This window comes from Agrobacterium tumefaciens, from assembly GCF_005221385.1.
GTDB classification, from domain to species: Bacteria; Pseudomonadota; Alphaproteobacteria; order Rhizobiales; family Rhizobiaceae; genus Agrobacterium; species Agrobacterium tomkonis.
Genome location: NZ_CP039904.1, coordinates 1,138,086 through 1,163,540, shown reverse-complemented (window position 1 = coordinate 1,163,540; position 25,455 = coordinate 1,138,086). Strand labels below are relative to the sequence as shown.

Annotated in this window: 25 protein-coding genes and 1 tRNA gene; 17 read left to right on the top strand and 9 right to left on the bottom strand. The window is 59.2% G+C overall.

The window, feature by feature from the left end:
• Positions 1-55: 55 nt before the first annotated feature.
• Positions 56-1,363 carry an MFS transporter gene (locus tag CFBP6623_RS20545; RefSeq protein WP_046801640.1) on the bottom strand — a complete coding sequence of 436 codons (1,308 nt, stop codon included), beginning with the start codon at positions 1,361-1,363 and terminating at the stop codon, positions 56-58.
• Between the two features lie 293 nt (positions 1,364-1,656).
• Here CFBP6623_RS20545 and CFBP6623_RS20540 point away from each other — a divergent pair, with 293 nt between their 5' ends.
• The 5 genes from CFBP6623_RS20540 (at position 1,657) to CFBP6623_RS20515 (ending at position 7,104) form a co-directional block, all read left to right on the top strand.
• Positions 1,657-2,772 carry an RHE_PE00001 family protein gene (locus CFBP6623_RS20540; RefSeq protein ID WP_046801639.1) on the top strand — a complete coding sequence of 372 codons (1,116 nt, stop codon included), beginning with the start codon at positions 1,657-1,659 and terminating at the stop codon, positions 2,770-2,772.
• 257 nt (positions 2,773-3,029) lie between these two features.
• Complete coding sequence (locus tag CFBP6623_RS20535; RefSeq protein ID WP_046801638.1) at positions 3,030-3,260, top strand: helix-turn-helix domain-containing protein; 231 nt, start codon at positions 3,030-3,032, stop codon at positions 3,258-3,260.
• 232 nt (positions 3,261-3,492) lie between these two features.
• Entirely contained in the window at positions 3,493-4,743 is a 1,251-nt protein-coding gene (locus CFBP6623_RS20530) for an adenylate/guanylate cyclase domain-containing protein (protein ID WP_046801637.1), read from the top strand.
• Between the two features lie 233 nt (positions 4,744-4,976).
• Positions 4,977-5,969 carry an inositol 2-dehydrogenase gene (iolG, locus tag CFBP6623_RS20520; RefSeq protein ID WP_080842881.1) on the top strand — a complete coding sequence of 331 codons (993 nt, stop codon included), beginning with the start codon at positions 4,977-4,979 and terminating at the stop codon, positions 5,967-5,969.
• A 250-nt stretch (positions 5,970-6,219) separates the two neighbouring features.
• Complete coding sequence (locus CFBP6623_RS20515; RefSeq protein ID WP_046801729.1) at positions 6,220-7,104, top strand: DMT family transporter; 885 nt, start codon at positions 6,220-6,222, stop codon at positions 7,102-7,104.
• Positions 7,105-7,119: 15 nt separating this feature from the next.
• Here the strand turns inward: CFBP6623_RS20515 and CFBP6623_RS20510 are convergent, their stop codons facing one another.
• Both CFBP6623_RS20510 and rocF read right to left on the bottom strand, forming a co-directional pair.
• On the bottom strand, positions 7,120-8,175 hold the full coding sequence (locus tag CFBP6623_RS20510) for an ornithine cyclodeaminase (RefSeq protein WP_046801635.1): 1,056 nt from the start codon (positions 8,173-8,175) through the stop codon (positions 7,120-7,122).
• Positions 8,176-8,188: 13 nt separating this feature from the next.
• A complete protein-coding gene (gene rocF, locus CFBP6623_RS20505) occupies positions 8,189-9,109 on the bottom strand; it encodes an arginase (RefSeq protein ID WP_046801634.1) in 921 nt (306 codons plus the stop codon).
• 130 nt (positions 9,110-9,239) lie between these two features.
• Here rocF and CFBP6623_RS20500 point away from each other — a divergent pair, with 130 nt between their 5' ends.
• Complete coding sequence (locus CFBP6623_RS20500; RefSeq protein ID WP_046801728.1) at positions 9,240-9,677, top strand: Lrp/AsnC family transcriptional regulator; 438 nt, start codon at positions 9,240-9,242, stop codon at positions 9,675-9,677.
• A 122-nt stretch (positions 9,678-9,799) separates the two neighbouring features.
• Positions 9,800-9,873: transfer RNA gene (locus tag CFBP6623_RS20495), tRNA-Gln, on the top strand.
• Between the two features lie 62 nt (positions 9,874-9,935).
• Here CFBP6623_RS20495 and CFBP6623_RS20490 read toward each other — a convergent pair.
• Genes CFBP6623_RS20490 through bioB form a run of 5 tightly spaced genes read right to left on the bottom strand, consistent with a single transcriptional unit; the run spans position 9,936 to position 15,056 of the window.
• Positions 9,936-10,922, bottom strand: a complete 987-nt coding sequence (locus tag CFBP6623_RS20490) for a beta-ketoacyl-ACP synthase III (protein ID WP_046801633.1) — start codon at positions 10,920-10,922, stop codon at positions 9,936-9,938.
• A gap of 45 nt (positions 10,923-10,967) precedes the next feature.
• Positions 10,968-12,263 carry an adenosylmethionine--8-amino-7-oxononanoate transaminase gene (locus CFBP6623_RS20485; RefSeq protein WP_046801632.1) on the bottom strand — a complete coding sequence of 432 codons (1,296 nt, stop codon included), beginning with the start codon at positions 12,261-12,263 and terminating at the stop codon, positions 10,968-10,970.
• Entirely contained in the window at positions 12,260-12,898 is a 639-nt protein-coding gene (bioD, locus tag CFBP6623_RS20480) for a dethiobiotin synthase (protein ID WP_046801631.1), read from the bottom strand. The genes CFBP6623_RS20485 and bioD overlap by 4 nt, the downstream gene beginning before the upstream one ends.
• Positions 12,895-14,040, bottom strand: coding sequence for an 8-amino-7-oxononanoate synthase (locus CFBP6623_RS20475; protein WP_046801630.1), 1,146 nt, complete (start codon positions 14,038-14,040; stop codon positions 12,895-12,897). The genes bioD and CFBP6623_RS20475 overlap by 4 nt, the downstream gene beginning before the upstream one ends.
• Positions 14,037-15,056, bottom strand: a complete 1,020-nt coding sequence (gene bioB, locus CFBP6623_RS20470; RefSeq protein ID WP_046801629.1) for a biotin synthase BioB — start codon at positions 15,054-15,056, stop codon at positions 14,037-14,039. The genes CFBP6623_RS20475 and bioB overlap by 4 nt, the downstream gene beginning before the upstream one ends.
• 231 nt (positions 15,057-15,287) lie before the next feature.
• On the opposite strand from bioB, the gene CFBP6623_RS20465 reads away from it, so the two are divergent.
• The 3 genes from CFBP6623_RS20465 to CFBP6623_RS20455 all read left to right on the top strand — a co-directional run bounded on the left by CFBP6623_RS20465 (position 15,288) and on the right by CFBP6623_RS20455 (position 17,785).
• On the top strand, positions 15,288-15,734 hold the full coding sequence (locus CFBP6623_RS20465; RefSeq protein ID WP_046801628.1) for an acetyltransferase: 447 nt from the start codon (positions 15,288-15,290) through the stop codon (positions 15,732-15,734).
• Between the two features lie 99 nt (positions 15,735-15,833).
• Positions 15,834-16,733, top strand: coding sequence for an AraC family transcriptional regulator (locus CFBP6623_RS20460; protein ID WP_167379187.1), 900 nt, complete (start codon positions 15,834-15,836; stop codon positions 16,731-16,733).
• A 119-nt stretch (positions 16,734-16,852) separates the two neighbouring features.
• Entirely contained in the window at positions 16,853-17,785 is a 933-nt protein-coding gene (locus CFBP6623_RS20455; RefSeq protein WP_080842880.1) for a hypothetical protein, read from the top strand.
• A 48-nt stretch (positions 17,786-17,833) separates the two neighbouring features.
• On the opposite strand, the gene CFBP6623_RS20450 is transcribed toward CFBP6623_RS20455, so the two are convergent.
• On the bottom strand, positions 17,834-18,652 hold the full coding sequence (locus CFBP6623_RS20450) for a phosphatase PAP2 family protein (RefSeq protein ID WP_046801625.1): 819 nt from the start codon (positions 18,650-18,652) through the stop codon (positions 17,834-17,836).
• Positions 18,653-18,824: 172 nt separating this feature from the next.
• Here CFBP6623_RS20450 and CFBP6623_RS20445 point away from each other — a divergent pair, with 172 nt between their 5' ends.
• The 7 genes from CFBP6623_RS20445 (at position 18,825) to CFBP6623_RS20415 (ending at position 25,424) form a co-directional block, all read left to right on the top strand.
• Positions 18,825-19,523 (top strand): response regulator, encoded by a 699-nt coding sequence (locus CFBP6623_RS20445; RefSeq protein WP_046801624.1) that lies wholly within the window; start codon positions 18,825-18,827, stop codon positions 19,521-19,523.
• Positions 19,520-20,677: an ATP-binding protein gene (locus CFBP6623_RS20440; protein WP_046801623.1), complete on the top strand. Its 1,158-nt coding sequence runs from the start codon at positions 19,520-19,522 to the stop codon at positions 20,675-20,677. Before CFBP6623_RS20445 ends, CFBP6623_RS20440 begins: the two co-directional genes overlap by 4 nt.
• Before the next feature lie 140 nt (positions 20,678-20,817).
• Entirely contained in the window at positions 20,818-21,813 is a 996-nt protein-coding gene (locus CFBP6623_RS20435; RefSeq protein WP_046801622.1) for a DUF535 family protein, read from the top strand.
• Between the two features lie 104 nt (positions 21,814-21,917).
• A complete protein-coding gene (locus tag CFBP6623_RS20430; protein ID WP_052760264.1) occupies positions 21,918-22,280 on the top strand; it encodes a hypothetical protein in 363 nt (120 codons plus the stop codon).
• An 86-nt stretch (positions 22,281-22,366) separates the two neighbouring features.
• On the top strand, positions 22,367-22,591 hold the full coding sequence (locus tag CFBP6623_RS20425) for a hypothetical protein (protein ID WP_046801620.1): 225 nt from the start codon (positions 22,367-22,369) through the stop codon (positions 22,589-22,591).
• Positions 22,591-24,051, top strand: coding sequence for a TolC family protein (locus tag CFBP6623_RS20420; protein WP_046801619.1), 1,461 nt, complete (start codon positions 22,591-22,593; stop codon positions 24,049-24,051). The genes CFBP6623_RS20425 and CFBP6623_RS20420 overlap by 1 nt, the downstream gene beginning before the upstream one ends.
• A 14-nt stretch (positions 24,052-24,065) precedes the next feature.
• The gene (locus CFBP6623_RS20415) at positions 24,066-25,424 is read left to right on the top strand and encodes a multicopper oxidase family protein (RefSeq protein ID WP_062654438.1); all 1,359 of its coding nucleotides are present in this window, start codon (positions 24,066-24,068) and stop codon (positions 25,422-25,424) included.
• Positions 25,425-25,455: the final 31 nt, after the last annotated feature.

Below are 25,455 nucleotides of genomic sequence, written 5' to 3'. Positions count from 1 at the left end.
CTGAAAGCAAAAGCCCCGTCAGAAGGACGGGGCTTTTGTCGTCTGGATGTATCGCTCAATCCTCGTGGATATGGCTGTGATCGCGCGTATCGCGCATCTTCACATAGACCACCAGCGACAGTGCAATCATGATCGTCACATACCAGAAGAACCAGTTTTCATGGCCGATCTGCTTGAACTTCAAAGCCACGAACTCTGCCGTTCCACCAAAAATGGTGTTCGCCAGCGCATAGGGCAGCGCCACGCCGAGCGCGCGGATATGGGCCGGGAACATTTCCGCCTTCACCACCGCATTGATGGAGGTGTAGCCGGTAACGATCAGCAGGCCGACCAGAACGAGGGCGAAAGCCATGATCGGATCGGTCGTCGTCGCCAGCGTGGTGAAGATGATGTAGGTAAACAGCGTGCCGAGAATGCCAAAGCCCACCATCAGCGGTTTGCGGCCGACCTTGTCGGACAGCGCACCGGCAAGCGGCTGGCACAGCATGAAGACGAAAAGCGCCGCCGTGGTAATTTCGGTCGCACTTTCCTTGCTGAAACCCGAGGTGTTGACGAGGAATTTCTGCAGATAGGTCGTGTAAGCGTAAAAGGCGAGCGTGCCGCCTGATGTCAGCGCCATGACCATCAGCGCTTCCCGCGGATAGTGCTTGAACAGCGCCCATCCGCTGGATTTCGGCTTGTCGGCATCACCACCGGCCTTGGCATTTTCGAAGGACTGCGTTTCGGCAAGGCCACGACGGATATAAAACACCGCAATCGCCAGAATGCCGCCGATGAAGAAGGGAATACGCCAACCCCAGTCGCCAAGCTGTGCCGGCGTCAGCACCCGCTGCAGCACCAGAAGCACCGCCAGCGCCAGAAGCTGACCGGAGATCAGCGTTACATACTGGAAGCTCGAGAAGAAGCCGCGACGGCTCTTGCCGGCCATTTCACTGAGATAGGTAGCGCTGGCGCCATATTCACCGCCAACGCTGATGCCCTGCAGAAGGCGGGCGAAAACCAGAATGGCAGGTGCGGCGATGCCGATCGTCTCATGGCCAGGCGTAATCGCGATCAGCAGAGAACCGAGACACATCAGCGTAACGGACAAGGTCAGGCCGGCCTTGCGGCCCTTGCGGTCGGCATAGGTGCCCATAAACCAGGCCCCGATCGGCCGCATCAGAAATCCGACGGCAAAAACGGCGGCTGCGCTCAAGAGTTCGGCGGTCTGGTTTCCGGAAGGGAAGAACACCGGTGCGAAATAAAGGGTGAAGGCCGAATACACATACCAGTCGTACCATTCAACGAGATTGCCCGCCGATCCGCCGATAATGGATTTCAAACGGGTTTTCTGATCCGGCGCGGTGGCGGGACCATTTGCCATAATATTCACGGGTTGACTCCAATTCATCTTCGTCTGGAGATGGAAGGGCGAACGGAAGGTGTGATAATTTGTCGCTCTTGGCGGGGGTATATACCCGTCATGTTGCAATGCGCAAGCTTATGCTGCATCGCAACAATGCGGTAGAAGCGTCACAAGTGACCTGCATCGCTGGGAATCCCGGCCCTCCATACCGGTCCGCGCAGTAGGATCTTCGGTGATGATACCGGCAAAAGTGGAACCGGGCCATTGCAATCCGTCTTGTAAGCCGCGCGCGCTCAAACTAAAAAATATCAATGATTTATGATATATCGGACATCCAGATCGAAAAGCTTCTCATCGCCGCCGCCCGTGCGGGCGAAGCGCTTGCGCGGCTGGATGAAAGGATCAGCCGCTCACCGATGAAACACGGCTTCATCGAAAGGCAGGATTTCACCGATGCGATTTCCTCCATGTGGGTCGACGGCGAACTCGTCCATATGGAAGATCTGGTCCTGCATGACGCTCATATGGACGTGCGCGCGCCTACCCACGAAATGACGGCGGCGCACCGAATCTTGCGGTCAAGGCGGCTGATCTTTTCCAATGCCGCCGGCTGGGCCCTCACCGCCCCTGGCCTTTCCAGATTGCGGGGCAGAGCCACACTTGCAGCCGACGAGGTGTCACTTCCCAGGGAAACCGGGGATCATGCCCGCAGCGACGAGAGCGAGACGGCTGGGGAAGCGCTGCTGGACGGGGCTTTTTCCGAACTGGATGCGCTGCTGGCGCGAAGCTCCGCGACACTTGAGGCGATTACCGCCGGTAACATGCCCACGCCCATGAACCAGCGGCAGGAAGGCCATCCGATCATCAATGAGCCTGACTGGGACGAGGACGAACGACTGAAAGAATGGCTGGAACTGCACGCAAGGACGGCGGAACTGCCGGCCATCCTTCGCACCGCCATTCTGCTCGACGCCTGGAACATGATCGAGGTGTTGCAGCGCAGCCCCTGGCTCGGCCGGCTTCTGGCCGCCGCCTTTCTGCGTGAGGGGGCCGTGACGCCCGATCACCTGCCGGCACTGAGCACTGGCCTTCGCGCCGTTCCGCGCGAGCGCCGACACGCCAGAAACCAGACACAGCGGCTGCTCGCCCTTCTGGACAGTTTTTACGAGGCGGCGCAGACCAGTTTGAAAGAACATGACCGGCTGACCCACGCGCGGGATCGCATGATGCGCAAGCTGACCGGCCGGCGCTCATCCTCACGTTTGCCGGAACTGGTGGAGCTGGTGGTTTCCCGGCCGGTGGTTTCGGCGGCGATGATCGTCAAGGAACTCGGCACCACGCCCCAGGGCGCAATCGGGCTCGCCAATCAGCTGGAATTGCGTGAAGTTACGGGTCGCGGCCGTTTTCGCGCCTGGGGCATGCTTTAAGCGTGGCATTCTGAAATGCGGCCTGCCCGAAACTGGAAAATTGCCTGTCGTCCGGCTGTTTCCACCACTAAAAATGCCGCAGCAATGCGGCGATCACGAATCTTAACAAAATTTAACTATTGCGTAGGTGGGCGAAGCGTCTATGTTCCTCGCTGCGTTGCAGCACGATTTCTTCTCCGGCAACGCGGTCGCATTCGGCCCCGGCAACTTTTCTTTGCCGCCCGCATTTAAGTGTCCATCATCAGGGAGATGCAATAATGACAATTTCAGTCTCAGAACTTAATTCCGATCACGAAACCGATGCTCCTTTTGCCAAAAAGGTCCTGACCGCGCGCACACTCGCCGGCTATACTGTCGAACAGCTTGCCGTCACCTGCGGCCTCACCACCACCGAAATCCACGCACTGGAAGACGGCACCGACAGCGATCCATCGCGTATCAGACGCGTTGCCGCCGCCCTGCATATTCCTGTCGAAACCGTTATCTGATCGCCCGTAGCGATCACGAAAAATCTCAGCGCCGCCGGGGACGATGTTCAAGAGAACATCCGGGCGGCGCGCGTGGCCTGAGGCCGTTAATATCTTCCGGAAGATTTTCCGAAGCCCTCTCTTAACATTTTCGTTATCCGGCACCACATGGGGTTCACGAGCGACCATGGTCGATGAAGTTCGACATGTGCCCTGCCCGTGCGAGAGCAGCAACAACCTCCGGAATCCTGCCATGACACTCAGCCTTAACACCGAAGAACGGGTTTCTTCAGCATTGGATGAATTGTGGCCGGCAGAGAAGACCGAAATTCTCGACTGGCTCGTCACCGGCACCAAGGACGAGCGTTTTATCGACGAGATATTCGTGGAGCTTTGCAGCAGACTGCGGGAGAGCGGAATCTCCATCGCAAGGGGCGTTCTCGCTTTTCGCATCCGCCACCCGCAATGGCTTGGCGCTCGGATACTGTGGAAAGCCGGTATGCCCACCGCCGAAATCGCCACCTATGGTTACGGCTCGGAGAGTACGCCCGAATATCTCAACAGTCCCATCAACGACATCCATCAGGGTGCGACCGAAGTCCGCCACCGGCTGAACGGCGATGACATCGATGAACCCGGTTATACGATCTATGAAGAGCTGCGGGCCGAAGGGCTGACGGATTATTGCGCCTGGCCGATCGAACACACTTTTGGAAAGCGCCATGTCGCGACATTCTCAAGCGACCAGCCAGGCGGTTTTTCCGACAGCGAAATCGCCGCCCTGAAAAACCTGCTGCCGGCTTTGGCGCTGGTCAGCGAAATACGCCTCAAAAACCGCATGACACGCACCCTTTTGGAAACTTACGTGGGTCCGCATGCTGGCGAAAAAATTCTCAACGGCGCCACGACACGCGGTAGCGGCATAACGGTGGGCGCGGCGATCCTGATCTGTGACCTGCGCAATTTCACCCATATCTCCGACCTTTGGCCGCGCGATGACGTGATCGAGCTCCTGAACGGCTATTTCGACGCCATGTGCGACCCCATCGAGGAATTCGGTGGCGAGATCCTGAAATTCATGGGTGATGGGCTGCTGGCGATTTTTCCGCTGAGCGATCCGCAGGCCTGCGAAAACCTGCTGAAAGCCATCGCCAGCGCGCAAAAGGGTCTCGTCGCCCTCAATGAAATCAATTGCCAGAAAGGCCACGATCCCCTAGGTTACGGCATCGGCGTGCATGTTGGCGATGTCATGTATGGCAATATCGGCTCCAAAACCCGCCTCGATTTCACCGTCATCGGCCCCGCCGTCAACATCGCCTCGCGGCTGGAAACGCTGACCAAGGAAACCGGCCGCAACGTGCTGTTTTCCGAGGAATTCGTCCGTATGGCGGGAAATGGGGACAGGCTGGAAAATCTGGGTCCATGGCTGCTTCGCGGCCTTGAAACCCCGGTCGAGGTCTATGCGCTTCCCCAGAATGCCGTGCAGATGCCCTCCACCAGCTGACGCCCGGCGGCGTTTGGGCCTTGGCTCAGCGCGCCATTTGTCATGATCAGCAACCACATCGCGTGACCTCCAAGGACGAATGATTTCGGCCTTGCCTGCCGCTGTCAAATCGCTTGACACGCCCCCGATGTCGATCTAGCAAAATGGAACATATATTCCATATCGAAACATTGTTTGTATTCATATTCTGTCCCTCCGGGAGTGAGGTACGAGTGTGAGGAACCGGAGGAAAGATGGTTACGAAATTGGCACTGCTCGGCGCTGGACGGATCGGCAAGGTCCACGCCAAGGCGATCACCACCGACAGCCGTGCGAAGCTGGTGGCTGTTGTGGACGCCATGGCCGGCGCTGCGGAGGCAATTGCCCGCGAAGCGCAGTGCAAGGTCAGCACGATCGACGAGGTTCTGGCCGACAAGACGATCGACGCCGTCATCATCTGCACACCAACCAACACCCATGCCGATCTGATTGAGCGTTTCGCCCGCGCCGGCAAGGCCATCTTCTGCGAAAAGCCCGTTGATCTCGATGTTGCCCGCGCGGAAGCCTGTGCCAAGGTGGTGGAAGAAACCGGTGCAAAGGTGATGCTCGGTTTCAACCGCCGTTTCGACCCGCATTTTCAGGCCGTACATAAGGCAATCGAGGATGGCCGCATCGGCAAGGTGGAAATGGTCACCATCACCAGCCGCGATCCCGGCCCGCCACCGGCAGAATATATCAAGGTATCCGGCGGCATCTTCCGCGACATGACCATTCATGATTTCGACATGGCCCGCTTCCTGCTGGGCGAAGAAGTGGACAGCGTGTCCGCCACCGGTTCGGTTCTCGTCAATCCGGAGATCGGCGCGCTCGGTGATTTCGACAGCGCCAGCATCATTCTGACGACGAAAAGTGGCAGGCAGGCGGTGATTTCGAATTCGCGCCGCGCGACCTATGGTTACGACCAGCGTATTGAAGTGCATGGTTCTCTTGGTTCGGCAGCGGCCGAAAACCAGCGTCCGGTCTCCATCGAGATCGCCAATGCCGACGGTTATACCCGCCCGCCGCTGCATGATTTCTTCATGACGCGTTACACGGCGGCCTATGCGGCGGAAATCACCGCTTTCATCGACAGCATCGAAAACAATGTCGCACCCTCGCCTTCCATCAAGGACGGGCTGATTGCGCTGAAGCTGGCCGACGCCGCGCTGAAATCCGCGACCTCCAAGACGGCCGTGACAATCGGCTGAAGCCGATCTCATCTTCACCCTCGGGTTTGACCCGGGGGTGAGTGTTCCGGCTGTTTTTTTGAGAAAAGCCGATTATTCCGCACCCGTCCGAACGCTGGTTGCCTATCAAAAAGGCAGTCGCTGGACTTGCATAGCTGCTATTCGGAAAATAAGGTTGTCTGACAAGGTGCGGCCGTAACATATGGCTGCTACCCATCTCATTCACGCCGAATCCTCTTTTGCTGGCAAGCAGCCGGACAGCGATTTTTTCATGCCATCACCCAAGACCGGTTTTCTTTATGCGCTTGTCGCCTTCACGATCTTTGCGGCGCAGGATGGCATCTCGAAACATCTGGGCAGCGCCTATCCGCCCGTCTTCATCGCCATGCTGCGATACTGGGCCTTTGCCGTCTTCGTTCTGTTGATGGCCGCAAGGTCATCGGGCGGCATCCGGGGTGCCGTCATGGCCAACCGTCCCTGGCTGCAGATCGGTCGCGGTGTTCTGCTGGCGGTACAGATCGTTTTTTCGATCTTCTCCTTTGCCATTGTCGGGCTGGCGCACAGCCACTCCATCATCGCTTCGGCGCCGCTCATCGTCGCCGCGCTTTCCGTACCCTTGCTTGGGGAAAAGGTCGGCTGGCGGCGCTGGTGCGCCATTTTTGTCGGCTTCATCGGTGTTCTCGTCATCCTGAAACCCGATGGCGAAGGTTTCGACAACAGCCTGATCATCACTTTCATCGCCGCCTTCATGCTGGCGCTTTACGGCGTGCTCACCCGCCTCGGCAGCAGGAGCGATACCGCGATGACGAGCTTTTTTTATACCGGCGTTGCCGGTGCAGCGGCACTGACGCTGGTAGGTCCGTTTTATTGGGTCAGCCTCGAACCCTATGACTGGGGATGGATGCTGGCGCTCTGCATTACCGGCATGAGCGGTCATTATTGCCTGATAAAAGCGTTCGAACTGGCGGATGCAGCTTCCGTGCAGCCTTTCTCCTATTACCAGCTCGTGCTCGTCTCTATCATTGGTGTCACCATCTATGGTGAGATCGTGACATCAAATATGGTACTGGGCGCAGCAATCGTCATTGCCGCCGGCCTCTTCACAATCTGGCGGGAACATGTGGTCGGCCGGAAGAGAAGCGGGGGAGCCGGCTGAGAGCCTGCGCCCTCTTCAGGCGAGAGCCGCCTCACAACGCAGCAACATGCCGAACAGATCGCGCGGCTCATCCGGATCAGCCAGGAGATCCAGCTCCGCATAAAGACCTGTGCCCGGCAGTTTTGAGCGCACGTAACGCAGCGCGGAGAAATCCTCAGTCGCAAAGCCGACGCTGTCGAACAGGGTGATCTGCCTATTGCCCGCCCGGCCCTGTTTTTCGCCGGCAATGACCTGCCATAACTCGGTCACGGGATAATCCTCCGGCAATTGCTGGATTTCACCTTCAATGCGTGTCTGCGGCGGATATTCGACGAAAATATCGGAGCGAAGCAGAATATCCCGGTGCAGTTCCGTCTTGCCCGGGCAATCGCCGCCGACAGCGTTGATGTGAATGCCGGGGCCGACCATGTTGTCGGTCAGGATCGTCGCATATTGCTTGTCAGCGGTGACTGTCGTGATGATATCTGCCCCTTCCACCGCCTCCTCAGCGCTATCGCAGATTTCGATGGCGAATCCCTGTCCGCCAAGATTGCGGGCGCATTTTTCGCTGGCGGACCGGTCGATATCAAAAAGCCGCAGCGTATCAATGCCGAGAATAGCCTTGAAAGCCCGCGCCTGAAATTCGCTCTGAGCACCGTTACCGATGATGGCCATGGAACGGGAATTGGGGCGGGCAAGGTATTTCGCGGCAACGGCCGAGGTGGCGGCAGTGCGCAGCGCCGTCAGGATCGTCATTTCAGTCAGAAGCAACGGATAACCATTGCCGACATCGGAAAGCACGCCGAAGGCCGTTACCGTCTGACGGCCTTCCTTCATGTTCTTCGGATGGCCGTTGACATATTTGAAGCCGTACAGCGTGCCGTCGCTGGTCGGCATCAGCTCGATAACGCCCTCCTTCGAATGTGAGGCGATACGCGGCGTCTTGTCGAAGCTCTTCCAGCGGCGGAAATCCTCCTCCACCACATCGGCAAGCTCACGCAGGAAGGTGTCGATTCCCACCCGCAGCACGAGCTTCATCATATGGTCGACGCTGACGAAGGGAACGATATTGAGATTCGGTATCACGGTCATCGCATCACCCCTTTCAGCCAGCGCGTGTCGGGCGGTCCATGACCCGCTTGCCCAACAGGCTTGCGGCGAGATCGACCATCAGCGTCGCCGTCCTGCCGCGCTCATCGAGAAACGGGTTGAGTTCCACCAGATCGAGACTGCAGACCAGCCCGCTATCATGCAGCATTTCCATCACCAGATGCGCTTCACGGAACGTCGCGCCGCCCGGAACGGTAGTGCCGACGGCAGGCGCAATGGATGGCTCGAGAAAATCGACATCAAGACTGACATGCAGCAGGCCGTTTGCCGCCTGAACGCGGGCGAGAAATTCGCGCAGCAGAACCGCAACGCCGTGCTCGTCTATCGAGCGCATGTCATGAACGGTGATGCCGCTCTTTTCCAGCGCCGCCCTTTCAGCGGGATCGACGCTTCGGATACCGATCATGCCGATATTTTCTTCCGGCACGGCGTGGGACAGCGGCGGAAAATAACCGGCAAACCCCTCACGACCGCTGAAATAGGCAACGGGTGTGCCATGCAGATTACCGCTGCGTGTCGTCTCCAGCGTGTGATAATCGGTATGGGCATCGAGCCAGAGCACGAAAAACGGCCGGCCCGTCTCGGCCACCCGCCGCGCCATGCCAGCCACCGTTCCTGCCGAAATCGCATGGTCGCCGCCAAGAAAGATCGGTACGGCATCCGCACTTTCGCGATAGGCCGCCTCCGTCAGCGCCTCTGTCCAGGCCACGGTTTCCTCCAGATGATGCACGGCCGGATTGGGGTGACGAAATTCCTTAAGCGGCGCCGGCGCCACATTGCCGGTATCGACCACCCGGTGCCCCAGATCCTCCAGCGCGCGCACGAGACCGGCGATGCGATAGGCGCTCGGTCCCATTTCGCATCCCAATTGCCCCGCTCCGATTTGCAGAGGTGCACCAATAAGCCTGATATCCATTCCCGTCCTCGCTTTCCCAACCAACAACATCACTAAACCATAGAGACATGGCGGACTGAACATCAAATATTGGCAAGATTGTCGAAATGAATTATCAATCTGGCAAAATCACTTTATCAAAATGGCAATCATGGATAATCTCGACGAACGGCTCGTCACCCTTTTGCGTCACAACGGCAGACGCAGCATTTCCGATCTGGCTGTGGAGACGGAAACCTCGCGGGCGACGGTTCGCTCCCGCATGGAAAGAATGGAAAATGACGGCTCCATCATCGGCTACACCGTCATTCTGCGGGCCGATGCGGTGGAGGCGGCGATCCGCGGCATTATGATGATCGAGATTGAAGGCCATGTGACGGACCGCGTCATCCGCACCCTTGGCGGCTTCCCGGAAATATCCGAAATCCACACCACCAACGGCCGCTGGGACCTGATCGTAGAGCTCAACGCCGCCACACTCAGCGATTTCGACGCCGTGCTGCGCCGCATCCGCCTGGTGCCCGGCATCACTGGCAGCGAGACCAGCCTGCTGCTTTCCACCCCGCGCTCCACCCGCGCAAGGCTCTGATCCCGGGACAAAACGCAAAAGAGGGGTGAAAACGCATTTTTCGATTTTTTCGACTTGCGCCCCGGCATAAATCATCTATATGACGACCCACCAAAGCGAACGCGCCACGCGCTTCACGCTTTTGGGGAATAGTTCAATGGTAGAACAGCGGACTCTGACTCCGTCGATCTTGGTTCGAATCCAGGTTCCCCAGCCAATTTCTTCAAATAAAATCAAATATATACGCGCCGGCTTTTCGTTCTGCGCACTGCCACCGGGCTAGTCCCGATAAACAATTGCCCCCCCGGTCAAACCGGCTCCTGCGGCGGTGAGCAATAACGTCTCGCCCTTTGCGATACGCCTTTCCGCATTGGCGACGGAGAGCGACAGCGGAATGGTCGCGGCGGAAGAATTGCCGAAGCTCTCCACCGTGCGGACGGTTTTCTGCCGGTCGATGCCGAGATTGCCGCAGACGGCATCGAACATGCGGGCATTGGCCTGATGGGGCACGAAACGGTCGATATTCGTGGCCGACAGCTCCGCCTGTTGCAGCACACGCTGTGAGGTTCGGGTCATCAGCGCCACGGCGCGGGAGAAAACCTCGCGGCCGTCGCGCATCGTCATCAGCGTATCCTCGGTGGGCGTATCCGCAGAGAACGGCTGGCTGCTGCCGCCTGCGGCTATCTGGATCAGATCGTAACCGCCGCCATCAGATCGCAGGTCGGCCGACAGAAGGCCACGTTGCGCCTCGTGGCACGGTCTAAGCACGACTGCGCCGGCAGCGTCTGCAAAAAGGACAGCGCTTGCCCTTTCCTGAAGATTGATGCGGCGGCTCAGAATATTGGCCGCGACGACAAGCACGGCGCGACCATGGGTGCGGACAAATCCATCGGCAAGGGTGAGCGCATAAAGAAAGCCGGAACAGGCGCCGGCGAGATCGATGCCGCCCGATTGCGTCAGGCCCAATCGATGGGCAAGCAGCGGAGCGGAAGGCGGCAGAAGATGGTCCGGTGTGGAGGTCGCCAGCAATGTCAGCGCGACATCGTCAGGGGCGATTTCCGCATCTTCCAGCGCCATGCGGCCAGCTTCGGTGGCAAGCCCGCTCAGGGTATCGCCCTCTTCCGCCCAATAGCGCTTGAGAATGCCGGTTCGCCGCTCGATCCAGCCGGTCTCCAGCCCCAGGCGCACCTCTATCTCGTCATTGCCGACGCACCGCCCCGGAACGGCATGTCCAAAGCCGGCCATGCGCGAAGAAAGTGTCTGCATTGTCTGGTCTTTCAAGAGTATTCAGGAGGCTGCGGATATCCGGTGTCACACGATCCCGGGCACAGATGTTTTTATGCGAGCGGTTTCGGTGACGATCGAGGCCACTTCATCGATGGCGTCGAAGGCATGGCCCAGATCGTCTGGTGTCGCACAATAGGGGGGCATCAGATAAATAACGTTGCCGAGCGGGCGGATGACAAATCCCCGCTCCCGAAACAGGCGCCGCATACGCGGCCCGACTTCGGCGAGATAACCACCGGAAGGCACCACGAGATCGAGCGCGGCTATGGTTCCCGCCTGCCGGACATTGGTGAAACGTCCGTCATCCGCAAAGCGCCGCAGATGGTCTCCCAGCATCTGTTCCAGTTGCCCGATACGCTGCGCCACCGGCTCATCCCGCCAGACCTGAAGATTGGCGACGGCGGCGGCGCATGCGATCGGATTGGCAGTGTAGGAACTCGAATGGAAAAATGTCTTACGGCGGTCGGTCGAAAAATGCGCATCGAAGAGAGCGCCGCTGCACAGCGTGGCCGCCAACGGCAGGGAGCCGCCGGTAAGGCCCTTCGACGTGCACAGGATATCCGGAGAAATTCCGGCCTGCTCACATGCGAAAAGGCTTCCCGTCCGGCCCCAGCCAGTCATCACCTCATCGGCAATGAACAGGCAGCCATGACGTTCGGCGATCTGCTTCAGCCCGGCAAGAACATCCGCGCTATATATCTTCATGCCGCCGGCGCCGAGCACCAGCGGCTCGATCAACAGGGCGGCGACGTGGCCTGAGCGGCAGAAATGTTCAAACATGTCGAGGGTGGCCTGCCCGCTGCCCGCTTCTGGAAAAGCCAGCCGATCGACACCGAAGAGCAGCGGCTGGTAAGCGGCATTGAACACGCCACGTTCACCGGTGGACATGGTGCCGATCGTATCGCCATGATAGCCATGCTCCATCACTACGATGCGATCGCGCTTTTCTCCGCGGTTATGGAAATAACCGAGGGCCATTTTCAGCGCCACTTCCACCGCAGTTGAGCCGCTATCGGAGTAAAACACGTGTTCCAGCCCGGCGGGCGCAATGTCGACCAGCCCTTTTGCCAGCTCTTCGGCAGGCTCGTGGGAAAATTCGGCAAAAATCACCTGATCGAAGGCCTCCGTCGCGGCGCGGATGGCGGCCATGATCGCCGGATGCCGGTGACCATGGGTGATGACCCACCAGGATGAAATCGCATCGAACAGCCGAGTGCCATCCTCATCGACCAGATAGGCACCTTGCGTGGACACGATGCGTTTCATCGGCGGCTCCAGCCCGTGCTGGGTGAAGGGATGCCAGATGGGCGAACGGCTCATGCCGTAACCTCCAGAAAATCGGCAGGATTGAATTGTTGAGCGAAAGCCTGATGCAGCGCTCCGGCGGTCATCTCAGGCAGACGCGGCAGACGGCCGAGTGCGCGAACCCCGCCGATATCGGTGATGATGCGCTCATTTTCCGCACTCTCGTCACCGATGAAAACCAAACCATGCACCGGAATGCTCCGTAACCGCAGCGCTTCAAGCGACAGCAGCGTGTGGTTGATGGTGCCAAGCGCAGTTCTGGCGCACAGGATCAGCGGGATTTGCCAGTGGGCGAATATATCGGCGAACAGAAATCTGTCGGTCAGCGGCACCAGAAGCCCGCCCGCCCCTTCAATTACCAGCGGCCCCTTCGTTTCCGGCGGTTGCAGGAGGGTGGGATCGATCGTCACATTGTCGAGACGGGCTGAAAGATGCGGCGAGGCCGGTATTTTGAGGCGATAGGCTTCCGGCAGGATACGGGCGCGCGGCACACCACCCAGCCGTTCCACCGTCTCGCTGTCGGTCTCCTCCTCCAGCCCGGATTGGACCGGCTTCCAATAGGAAGCCTGCAAGGCGTGGGTCAACGCCGCGGCAAAAACCGTCTTGCCGATGCCGGTATCGGTGCCTGAAATGACGAAACGAAGGTTCATGCCCGCTCCTCCTTCAATGCGAAGGCAAGCAGCCCGACCATATCGGCAATCTGGCTCTCATCCACATTCAGCGTGATGGAAAGACGCAGGCGCGCCGTTCCTTCCGGCACCGTCGGCGGACGGATCGCCCGCACGTCAAAACCACCTTCGCGCAGGCGCGCAGCTATGCCGAGCGAACGGGCATTGTCGCCGATCATGACCGGCATGATCTGCGAACCGCTCGGCATGACCCCGAGCCGTGAGCGTAGCTCTTCGCCGGCAAAATTTACCAGCGCCGCCAGCCGCGACCGCCGCCAGGCTTCATCAGCGACGATCCGCAAGGCTTCCCGTACCGCCGCCGCCATCAGCGGCGAAGGTGCCGTGGAATAAATGAAGCCCCGGGCGCGGTTGATGAGGTATTCGGCGAGAACCGCCGGCAGGCTCAGGACTGCGCCGGAAAGGCCCAGCGCCTTGCCGCAGGTGTGCAACGCCACCACATTGCCCCGCCCTTCCAGCTCCGCGGCAAGACCACGGCCGCCAGGCCCGAAAACGCCGGTGGCATGCGCCTCATCGACCACAAGAAAACCGCCATGCCGTTCGGCAAGGTCCGCAAGCGCCGCAAGCGGCGCCCGGTCGCCATCCATGGAATAAAGGCTCTCAACCGCGATCCACGGCCGTCCACGACCACCAGCGTGTCGCCAGCGGTTTATTTCCCGTTCGAACGCCTCGACCTTGTTATGTGACACGGCGAGCGCCTGTGCCTTGCCGGCCGCAATACCATCATGCGCGCTGGCATGGATCAGCGCATCGTAGAGCACAAGATCGTCCCGTAATGGCAAGGTGGAAAAAAGCGCAACGTTGGCGGCGAAACCGCTGGCGAAATAGATCGTTTTTTCCGCCCCGAAAAACGCTGCCGCCTCCACCTCCAACGCCTCATGTTCCGAGTGGTTGCCGCGCAGCAACCGTGAGCCGCCCGCGCCGACCGGTACACCCCTCTCGATTGCTTCGGTAATCGCTGCCTTCAGCCGGGGCGCATCGGCAAGTCCGAGATAGTCGTTGGAGGTAAAATCGATCCCCTGTTGGGGAACGAGCGCCCGTAGCCGCGATTTGCGGTGCAGGCCGGCAAGTTTCACCTCGTAAGCGGAGAGCGCCGATGTGTTCACCGGCCCTCTCCTGACTGCGCAGGCTGCAACTCCATCGGCTTCAGACCCAGACGCCGGAACAGTGCCGTATCATGATCCTCACCCGGATTATCGGCCGTCAGCAACGTTTCACCGACGAAAATGGAATTGGCCCCGGCCAGAAAACAGAGTGCCTGGGTTTCGTCGCTCATCTCGGTGCGCCCGGCCGAAAGCCGCACATGCGAACGCGGCATCAGGATTCGCGCCAGCGCAATGGTGCGGACGAAATCGATCGGATCGACAGGATCGGCATTGGCGAGCTTCGAGCCGGGGATCGGGATGAGCATGTTGATCGGCACGCTCTCCGGCGGCACCGGCAGGCCGGCAAGGGTCACCAGCATCGAAATACGATCCTCGACCGTTTCCCCCATGCCGAGAATACCACCGGCACAGACCTTGATACCCGCATCGCGGACATTGGCGAGCGTTTCCAGCCGATCCTCGAAAGTGCGGGTGGTGATGATCTGCGAATAAAAGCGCTCGGACGTATCGACATTGTGATTGTAATAATCGAGCCCGGCATCGGCCAGCCGTTCGGATTGCTCCGGCGTCAGCATGCCGAGTGTCATGCAGGTCTCCATACCCAGCGCCTTGACGCCCTCAACCATGGCCACCACGGCCTCCATGTCGCGCTCCTTGGGGTTGCGCCAGGCCGCGCCCATGCAATAACGCGTCGCCCCACCTTCCTTCGCCTTGCGCGCCTCCGCCAGCACCCGCTCCACTTCCATGAGCTTGGAGGCCTTCAGACCCGTCGGGTTGCGGGCCGACTGGCTGCAATAGCTGCAATCCTCAGGGCATCCACCCGTCTTGATGGACAACAACCTGCTCATCTGGATGGCATTGGCATCGAAATGGCGGCGATGCACCTGTTGGGCTTGAAAAAGCAGATCGTTAAACGGTAAATTATAGATAATTTTCGCTTCTTCGAGTGCTGAACTTGCCTCGATCACGGGAAGTGCAGCCTGATTTCGAGCGGTTTGCGCAATTATCTGATCCATTTGACAGCCTCTCCTTCGAAATAAATAGATAGAACTTATTTTTATCTATTTTTTTTATCTCCGTTTTTGCAAGTGCTTTTTTTGGGAAAGTTCTCAACGCCGTAAATCTGGCTGGACGGCGGAGCTGAAATCGCCTGCTTTCGCTGCGGAAATCATCAACTGCAAAGGTGCGCGAAAAAGATCCAGGCGGTCCCCATGGCGTGAAAAGGCCGCAATTGCTAAGGGTGGGACATGATCACACTTCGCCCCTCCACCAACCGCGACACAATCCGCATCCTCGACATATGGAGCCGGGCCGTCGACGCCACCCACGGCTTCCTTCTTCCGACGGATCGCGCCGCGATCGGTGAGGAAGTCGAAGCCTTTCTCCCGCAAATGCCCCTGATGCTTGCGGTCGATGTTTCGGATGACCCACTCGGCTTCATGTTTCTGCATGAAGGGCACATGGAGGCGCTTTTCATCGATCCGGATCATCACGGCAAAGGCATCGGCAAGGCGCTGGTGCAGGCGGCCATCGCCACGCATCCCGGGCTGACCACCGATGTCAATGAACAGAACATCGAGGCCATGGGCTTTTACTGTAAGCTGGGGTTCGAGCCGACAGGGCGCTCCGATCTTGACGGACAGGGGCGGCCCTACCCGCTCGTTCATCTTCGATTTCGCGCAACAGAAAAATAGGCTGCCGGGATCGTCGGGGAGGATCAGGCCACGAATACCATCATCCGTTTCGCAACCGACGATTTCCAGCCCGAGCACCGCTTCGACCAATGGCGCGAGGTGCGCGGCAAAAGCCTGTTTGGCGTCACGATCGAGCTTGCGCGGGATCGCCGCCAGAGCTTTCAGGGGTCATTTCAGGCGCGCGCCATCGCCAACGCCGTCGTGAGCGAGATGCACGCCTCCTCCTATCGGGTGGATCGTACGGAAGCCGACATTGCCCGCATTGCCGGCGACAGCCTCTGTATCGGCCTGCAGGTCAGGGGTTCCGGATTGCTATATACGGGCAGGGACCGGGTTCATGCCGTCGGCGGCGGTGATATCACCATCAACCACTCGGATCTGCCTTATGCCGGCATACCGGGTGGCGAAGATCATTTTCATTTCCGGATGCTCAAAATCCCTGTCGATTACGAGGTTATGCTCGGCCAGACAGCCTATGATCTGTTTGCGGCCCGTTATACGGATAATGCCGCCTTCTCGCGGCCGTTCCGGGCCCTCTTCAACGCGCTGAATGCCGATCATGACCGGCTCATCGACCCCGCCCGCGATGTGACCCACATCACCCGGCTTGCGATGACGGCGCGCGGACGGCTTTCTCCCGCCATGCCGGAGGTGCGCGCCGCCCTTCGCACCGGGCTTTGTTATGCGGCCCAGGACATCATGATGCGGAAAAAATCCCGCCAAAACCTGACGCCCGCCGCAGTGGCGAAGGAACTGGGAATTTCGCTCCGGCAATTGCACGTCGTGTTCGAGGGCGCGGAACTGTCATTTTCCCGCACCCTGTCGTCCATGCGGATCGAGGAGGCAAAACGGCTGCTGCTGGAATTTCCCGCCTTGCCGATCACGCAGATTGCGCATGGCTGCGGCTTCGACAGCCTCGCCACCTTCTACCGGGTGTTTGCCGCCGCCTACGGCATGGCGCCGGGCGACACCCGCGTCATGGGCCTGCCTGCGGTTTAAAATTTCGCCTCTGCGCGCAATGAGAAGACGCCTCATCCCCGCCCCTGTAAGGCCCATGGATCGTTCAATCCAGACGCCTCCAAAGAGAGGTGACGCCGGCGATTCGAGGAGCGCGCGCCATGACCAATTTTTTCGATTTTGCGATTTTCCGGCTGCCGGATGCCGCAGTGATAGGCAGCAGGCCACCACTGAACGAAATCGACGCGCTGGTTCAAACCGCTTCTTTCACAGCCGCGTTGCGCCTGTTGGCCGGGGGCTTCATAAGCCTTTATGAAGGCTCCCCCGAGATGACCGCGCTTTTCGCGACACGCCAGAGCCGGCTTCTGTGCCACGCGCTGGTGGCGCTTTATTTCCAGAAGCGCAGCATCTGTGAGGCTGAAACGGGCGAGCCCTTCCTGACCCGCGATGATTTTGCGCAACTGGCGCTGAAGAACGGCCTCGCCAGCCACGAGATCGCCTATACCTTCTTCAAAGAGGCGCTGAAACGCGGGCTGACGAGACCGGTGACCCAATCCGACAGCGACGGGGTCGATGGCATAGCGCCCTCACCATTGACGCTGGCGATGCTCGCCCATTGGTACGACGTCCATTTTCAGGCGCTGGACCTTATCGACGAGGGGTTGAGGGCCTCACGCTTCATCGCACGCTCCGAAACCATGCTTGCCCATATCCATCCTCGCGTGGCACAGGCGCTGCTATCCAATCCGGAGGTGCGCTGCCCCGGCCCGCTTTCCATCATCTTCAACTGGTTCGATGCCGGCGGCTTGCTGATGGACCGGCTGATTGCCGGTATCGACTGGGAAAACCCTCTTGAACATGGCAGGCACCTGACGGATGTGAAGACGGCCTCACAACTGGCGCAATCGCTTTCGCTGTCGCGAACCCATGTCAGCCGCAAACTTGCGGCGGCCGAAATGATCGGTGGCATCGGCTGGAGCGGGCGCCGAGGCCGTTCCGCCCTCTGGATCTCACAGGGTTTTTACGAGGAATACGCCCGCACACAGGCACGCAAGCTGCTCATTCTCGACGGTGCCTTCATGGAGATTTTCTAGAGCCCCTCGCCCTGTGATTGCGGTGGCAACCAAAGCCCCGAACCGGCTTTATTGTTCTGCAATGTGCCGGTTTCTGTTGGCTTTGCGCGAGAAGGCAGCGTCAATCGTCTCGCGATATTTCGTGAACGGCCGATGCAGCAACAGAAACACTGCAAGCATCAATGGCCAGGCGATCAGGACATCGGAGAGGAAGTGAGCGCCCATCGCAACCCTGTTCAGGGAAAAAATCATGATGAACGGCATCAGGACCGCGGCACCGACGAGGCGGAATTTTTTCGGCAGGAGGATGATGAAAGCCAGCAGGGCGATGGCGGAAGCACTTTCGCCTGATGGAAATGAGCAATTGCGGAGACAGGTGCCTTCAAGCGAGAGAACGGGCGTAAAAAACAGCTCTCCCCCGAAATCGCCTAGGTGGCGCGGTCTGGCCCGACCGAACAGGTTTTTCACGACATCGACGGTCGCGCCTGGCCCGAGTACATAAAAAGTGAGAATAAGCAGCAATTGGTGAGGGCGAAAATTGCGCTGCAAGCCGGCAGAGAATGGGCGGACGAGAAGTATGGAAACAAGCCCGGATAACAGAAGAGCTGGGAGCGCGCGGTTCAGATCTCGGACAGAAAGCAGGAACGCATCCTCACCGTGACGGAAGCCATCGGTCCAGAACCCACGGCTGACATCAAGATCGATATCCGGCCAGGCGGTGAAGAAAAGCATCATCGCGAGCGCAACCGCAAGAGCCAGAAGAGATGGCTTGCGGACAGCACGTGCAAAAGCCTGGCACGCGCCGTGGATGGGGTTCGAGCGAAGTTTCGACCTCTTGGGCCAATTCGGCGCATTTTGATTGGTTTTACGGAGGAGATACTGGTGCATGACCGGTTCTCTTCCGCAGAAATGTCAAGCCTTTGCGGAGAAACACCCAAGAGCGTGAGGAAAACAGCTCCCACGGCCGATATCTCACACGGGAACCCCTTGCCCGATGCGTCACGCCGGCTTAGCGTCCCGGTATTAACGCGGCTTATATACGTAAAATTGCAGGTTCAGTATGGACAGAGGGCTCATTCTCATCGTCGAAGACGATCCCGACATCATGCAGATTCTGGACGCCTACCTCATTCGCGATGGATACAGAACCGTCAGGGCGGGCGATGGAGAAACGGCGATCACGCATTTCTCCATGCTGAGACCGGATCTCATTCTTCTCGACATTCGTTTGCCCAAGCTCGACGGCATCGACGTATTGACACGCATCCGGCGCGAGAGGGATACACCGGTCATCATGGTGACCGCGCTTGCGGAAGATATGGACAAGCTGACCGGCCTGCGTCTCGGCGCCGACGACTACATCATCAAGCCTTTCAATCCGCAGGAAATAATCGCGCGGGTGAATGCCGTCTTGAAGCGCACGCGACAGCCCGTTGGTGCCAGCATCCTGCGTTTCGGCGCCATCGAAATCGATACAGAATCCTATATAGCGGCGGTTTACGGCGAGGCGGGTAGAACCATCCTGCCGCTGACGCTCAGCGAATTCCGGATACTTGCCCATATGACGCGGCGTCCCACCCATGCGTTTCAGCGCGCAGATATTCTCGACGCCTGTTTGCCGGAAAGCGACGCGCTGGCGCGCACGATTGACACGCACATCGCCAATCTGCGCAAGAAACTGACGGATCATGGTGCTTGCGGCTATCTGGTCTCGGTACGCAGCATTGGCTATCGGCTTGCCGGGGAGCAGAAACCATGAGGTTCCGGCGCCTCAGTCTCAGCACGATGACGGCGATCACGATCACCACGATGCTCGTCTTCGCCGTTGCAATGATCTATTACGGCGTGTCCTGGTATGCGGACAACATTCAGGAACGCGCGATTGCCGGGCTGTCGCCGGACGCCGCCAAAGCCTTCTCGGACATAGATCGCGGCGTGATGCCGGACCTGCAGCAGTTCCAGGCGCTTCTCGACGTTTTGCCCCATGTGCAGAGCGCAGGCGATGACGAGCTCGTCGCATCGGTGTTCGTCTTCGGGCTGGCCGGCGTGCTGCTGTGCAGTCTGCTCGGCTATATCATTTCCCGGCGCATTGCCGCGCCATTGCAGGAACTGACCGTGGCGGCCCAGCGCATGGCGGCTGGCGACTTCAGCAGCGGCGAAAAGGTCAAGGCAAACCGTATCGTCGAGATCGTCTTCCTCGTCGACAGTTTCGACAGCCTGAAACAGGAGCTGCAGATGATGGAGCGCCGCCTGAAATTCAATACGATGGCGGTTGCCCATGAACTACGCACCCCACTCACCATCCTGCAAGGCCGCCTACATGGCATTGCGGATGATATCTTTCCCCTCGACAAGCAGGCCATTCGTCACCTCATCGCTCAGGTGGAAGGGCTGGCGCGTCTGGTGGATGATCTGCGTACACTTTCTCTGGCGGAAACCAACAGTCTCGTGAAAGACATCGAGCCACTTGATCTCGCAACCGAATGCGCGGCGGTGGCGGAGGCAGCGCGGCCTCTCCTGGACGAGGCCGGTATCTGTCTCAACCTGTCACTGGATCCGGCTCCCGTTCAGGGCGATCGTCAACGTCTTCGGCAGCTGCTTCTCGTCCTGATAGACAATGTACGCCGTTATGCGGCAGGCGGAAAAAGTCTGCGCTGTTCAACCGGCATTCGGGAAGGGCGTCCCTTCATCGCCATCGAAGACAGGGGACCGGGTTTTCCACCCGGCGTCGAGGCGCACGGCATCGAACTCTTCTGGCGCACGGAACCATCACGCGCCCGCACCACCGGAGGTACGGGGCTCGGCTTATCAATCGCCCGCGCCATTGCGCAGGCGCACAATAGCGACATGCAGATCGCGGCCGGGCAGGATGGCGGAACGATCGTGACAATCCTCTTCAAGACAACCTCCTGAAAAGCTGGCGCTTATCGTCTTTTCTCCCTATACAGGGGGCGATCCGGGCTTAGCGCAAGCTCCACTGTTTCTCGACACAATCTTCACAAATCCGGCGCATGCAACGGCTGCAACATCCATGCTCGCCGGAAGCCAAACCTATGCCGCACACCAACGATGCCGCCATTCAGGCAGAAAAATTTCCGGCAACGGACGATCTGCAGAAGGCATCGGGCACAACCGAATTCACCTTGTTCTGGCCCATCATGACCTTCGTCGGGCGCGCGCACTGGAAGCGGGCGGTCCTTTTCTGGATGCGCTTTGCCGCCAATCCCGTCGTCACCTTTCGGTGGTGGCAGTTTCTGGCCGCCTTTTCGGCAAAGCGGAAACTGCCGCCGCCCCATGATGAATTGCTGCAGAAACCGCTGTCGAAGTTTCTTGTCGGCGAAATTTCCCAGCAGAGACGACTGCTTTTTCTCGTGGAGAACTTCATAGTCGCGGACCGTCATTTTACGAAGGCCGTCATGAGTGGGCTCTGGGCAGGAAAGACCCTGGAGATGGGCATCGTTCATGGCCGAAAGGATGACTACCGGTGCACCCTTGCTCTCGCGGATTGTTGCGGCGGCCGGCACGAGGGCGCTTTTGCAGTCCGCTTGGTGCGCAACCGCGACGAGGCCGTTCTGTGGACCGCAAAGTTCATTTTTCTGGGGCAATACGGGCGAGACCACCATACGCTTGTCGTTGGAGGTATGCAGGGGCCCCGCGCCGCAAAAGATGAGATGGTGTCAGTCACGCGCGATCTTTGCGGGCTTCGCCCCAAGGAGGCGGTCCTGATGGTTCTGCAGGGCCTGATGCCCCAAAGCGCATGTGCCTATTTCGCCGTCGCCCGCGCCAGACACCCGATCCATTATCGCCGCGCCCGGCGGCAAAAAATGATGATTGCGGATATCGACGCTTTCTGGTGCGAACGTTCTGCGGAGCCGGACGAAACATTCGGTTTCAAGGTACCGGTCTCCAGTCTTGAGGGTGCTGACAAACGCAGCCGGATGAAGCTGTCTTTCTTTGATATCGGCAAGCGCTTTCTGGAAGGCGAACCCGGCAAGGGCGATCAGGATATTCCAACCCAAGCGGCAATCTCAAACGTGCTGGATCGGTAGAGTCCAACGCATTTTTTGATGGTTATGGGCGATACCCATTGACAAATCTCAGGACTGAGGCTCTGCTACAGCGCATGAATGGGATGTTGCGAGCATCGAAATTGATGGCCCTGTTGTTCAGGCTGGTGATGGTAGTGTCACTGGCGGGCTACAGCGTTTCCACCGTCAATGCCGCAATGCATGCCGAAAACGACGTCCCGATCTCACAGATCGAAAACGACCATTCGTCAGGCCGGGGTTACCACGACGCCGCCGTTCAGGATCACGGCGACCACGCCGATCAACATGACCACGCCAGCAAGGAAAAATCGAAGAATTCCTGCTGCCAGGATTATTGTGGTGTCGCGGCCATTCCGTGCCCCTCCTCATCCCTGAACCATCCGACCGTCATTTCCCTGCGTGCGTTCATCGACGATACGCATGCTGCCGGTCTGGCACCTAAGCTTCAGCGCCCCCCTAATATCTGAATATCCGGAACCGCTTTGCGGGCTTTCCTGCACCTGCATGCGTGAGCGTGCTGGAGCAATCATGATCTTATTGCCGGATTTTCACCATGAAACGTTTGTTCCTGGTGGTTGCCCTGCCGCTTTTTGCGGGCGGATGCGCAGCCACCTTACCTGAAGTCGTCATATCGACCGACAGCCCCGACACTATGTCCAGCGTCAGGCCCATTCCCTATCAAAATCCGATCGGAGCTTACACGCACCGCGTTCCCGTCGATCCGAAACCCTGGCGTGGCCTGAACGATGCGCAGTCGCCAGCGAAGGGAGGCGCGTGATGATCCCACGTCCTATCAGACTGATATCCTCCCTCCTGTTTCCCCTCATCGCGGCAGGCTGCGTTACGACTGATTATGCCGCCAAGGATGCGGGCTTTGCCGATGCAACGCTGAAAACCAGTGAGGCAACCGGCAAACAGACTGTCTGGGTTCAGAACCAGCAGCAGGCGCAGGTGGTGCGCGACCGCGTCAAGGCGCTGATGGCCAAAAAGACCATCGACGTCGAAACCGCTGTTCAGGTTGCATTGCTGAACAATAAGGGGCTGCAGGCGTCCTATGCGGATCTCGGAGACAGCGCCGCCGACGCCTGGCAGACGCAACTCTCCGTCTTTCCGACCTTTTCCGTCAGCCTGAACGGCATCGGAACGCCCGGGCTTGCCATGTATCGTGTCCTTGAAGGGGCCGTCACCGCCAATATTCTCGCCTTGGCGACCTATGACAAGAATATCAGCCTGGCGAATACGCGCTTCCGTCAGGCGCAGGTCAATGCGGCAATCGCCACCGTGTCGCTTGCTGCGGAAACCCGAAGGGCATGGATCAACGCCGTGGCCGCCTGGGAAAACGTCGCCTACCTCAACCAGGCGAAGGTCGCAGCCGACGCCTCTTCGGAACTTGCGAAAAAGATCGGTGAAGCGGGCTCGATGCCCAAGGCCAATCAGGCCCGCGAACATGTGTTCTATGCGGAACTGACGGGAGAAACGGCAAAGGCACGACTGGCAGCGAAACTCGCCAAGGAAGAGCTGATCCGGTTGATGGGGCTTTCCGGCACGGATGCCGAGTTCCAGATACCGAACCGGCTTCCTTCCTTGCCGAAGACCCTGATAGCGCGCAACGACATCGAGGCGGAAGCAATTCACAAACGCATGGATTTGCAGGTCGCCCGCCTCGAATTGCAGGCAACCGCGCAATCCTATCGCCTGGAAGACGCCACCCGCATCGTCACCGATATCGAGCTGGCAGGAAGCTGGGAGAAGGAACGCGAACGCGAGGACGGTGCCACCCGTTCGGACATTGCAAGAACCGGTTCGCTGTCCTTCACGATCCCGATCTTCGATTCCGGGCAGGCGCGTCTGCGCAAGGGCGAACTCGCCTATATGCGGGCGGCCAACCAGCTGGCCGGACTGGCCGTCGACATCCGTTCGCAGGCCCGTTCCGCCCATCTGGCCTACAGGTCGAATTACGACATTGCGCGCCACTACCGCAACAATGTCCTGCCCCTGCGCAGCGCGATCGAGGAGCAATCGCTGCTGTCCTATAACGGCATGATTACCAGCACCTTCGAACTGATCGCCGATACCCGCGAAAAAATCGAATCCACCATCCTCGCAGTCAACGCCAAGCGCGACTTCTGGTTGGCCGAAGCCAACCTTGCCCCCGTCATCTATGGCGGAAGCACAGGCAATGCCGCGACCGAAACCGAAGTCGCGTCGGCCGAAGCGCCGGCAGGCGGCGGTCATTGAGAAAGGAAACGGGAATGTTCAGCAGAAGACAATTGCTTGGAGCAGGGGCCGCCGGCGCGGCGCTCGTATCCTCCAAAACCTGGGCGCAGACGTCCAATATGAGCCTGCCGGAAGCAGCCAGCATGGAAGGCGCTGCGACCCAGACACCCACCCGCCCCTCAACCGGCCCGGATTACAACCCGGTCGTCACCCTCAACGGATGGACCCTGCCCTTCCGGATGAACAACGGCGTCAAGGAATTCCACCTCGTCGCCGAACCGGTGGAACGCGAGATGGCCGAGGGCATGACCGCCTATCTGTGGGGTTACAACGGCCAGTCCCCCGGCCCGACCATCGAGGCTGTGGAGGGTGACCGGGTACGTATCTTCGTCACCAATAAATTGCCCGAACATACGACGGTTCACTGGCACGGCATGATCCTGCCTTCAGGCATGGACGGTGTCGGCGGCCTGTCGCAACCGCATATTCCGGTCGGCAAAACCTTCGTTTACGAGTTCGATCTCGTGAAATCCGGCACCTTCATGTACCACCCGCATTCCGACGAGATGGTGCAGATGGCCATGGGGATGATGGGCTTCTTTGTCGTCCATCCCAAGGACCCGGCGTTCATGCCGGTGGATCGGGACTTCGTGTTCCTGCTCAGCGCCTTCGACATCGACCCGGGAACTTACGTGCCCCGCGTCATGGAGATGACCGATTTCAACCTGTGGACCTGGAACAGCCGGGTCTTTCCGGGCATCGATCCGCTGGTCGTGTCGAAAAACGACAGGGTGCGGGTGCGGGTCGGCAACCTGACCATGACCAACCATCCGATCCATATGCATGGTTACGACTTCGAGGTCACCTGCACCGACGGCGGCTGGGTGCGGCCCGAGGCCCGATGGCCGGAAGTCAGCATCGACATTCCCGTCGGCGCAATGCGCGCTTACGAGTTCGACGCCAAATATGAGGGCGACTGGGCGATCCATTGCCACAAGTCACACCACACCATGAATGCCATGGGTCACGAAATCCCGACATTCATCGGTGTCGACAAGAAGGAAGTCGCCAAGAAAATCCGGCAGATCCGCCCCGAATACATGCCGATGGGCACCGCCGGCATGGCTGACATGGCCGAGATGTCGATGGAGATACCCGAAAACACCGTGCCCATGATGACCGGCTGGGGTCCCCACGGCCCCATCGAAATGGGCGGCATGTTTTCGGTGGTGAAGGTCCGCGAAGGTATCTCCGCGGGCGATTACGCCGATCCGGGCTGGTATCAAAATCCGCCCGGTACACAGGCCTTTGAGTGGACGGGTAACCTGCCCGACGCACCCAAAGCCAAAGATGCAAGCACGCAGCCCCCATCGGCCCATTCGAACCATGGCTGATCGTCAACATTCCCAAACAATAGAGGAAAAC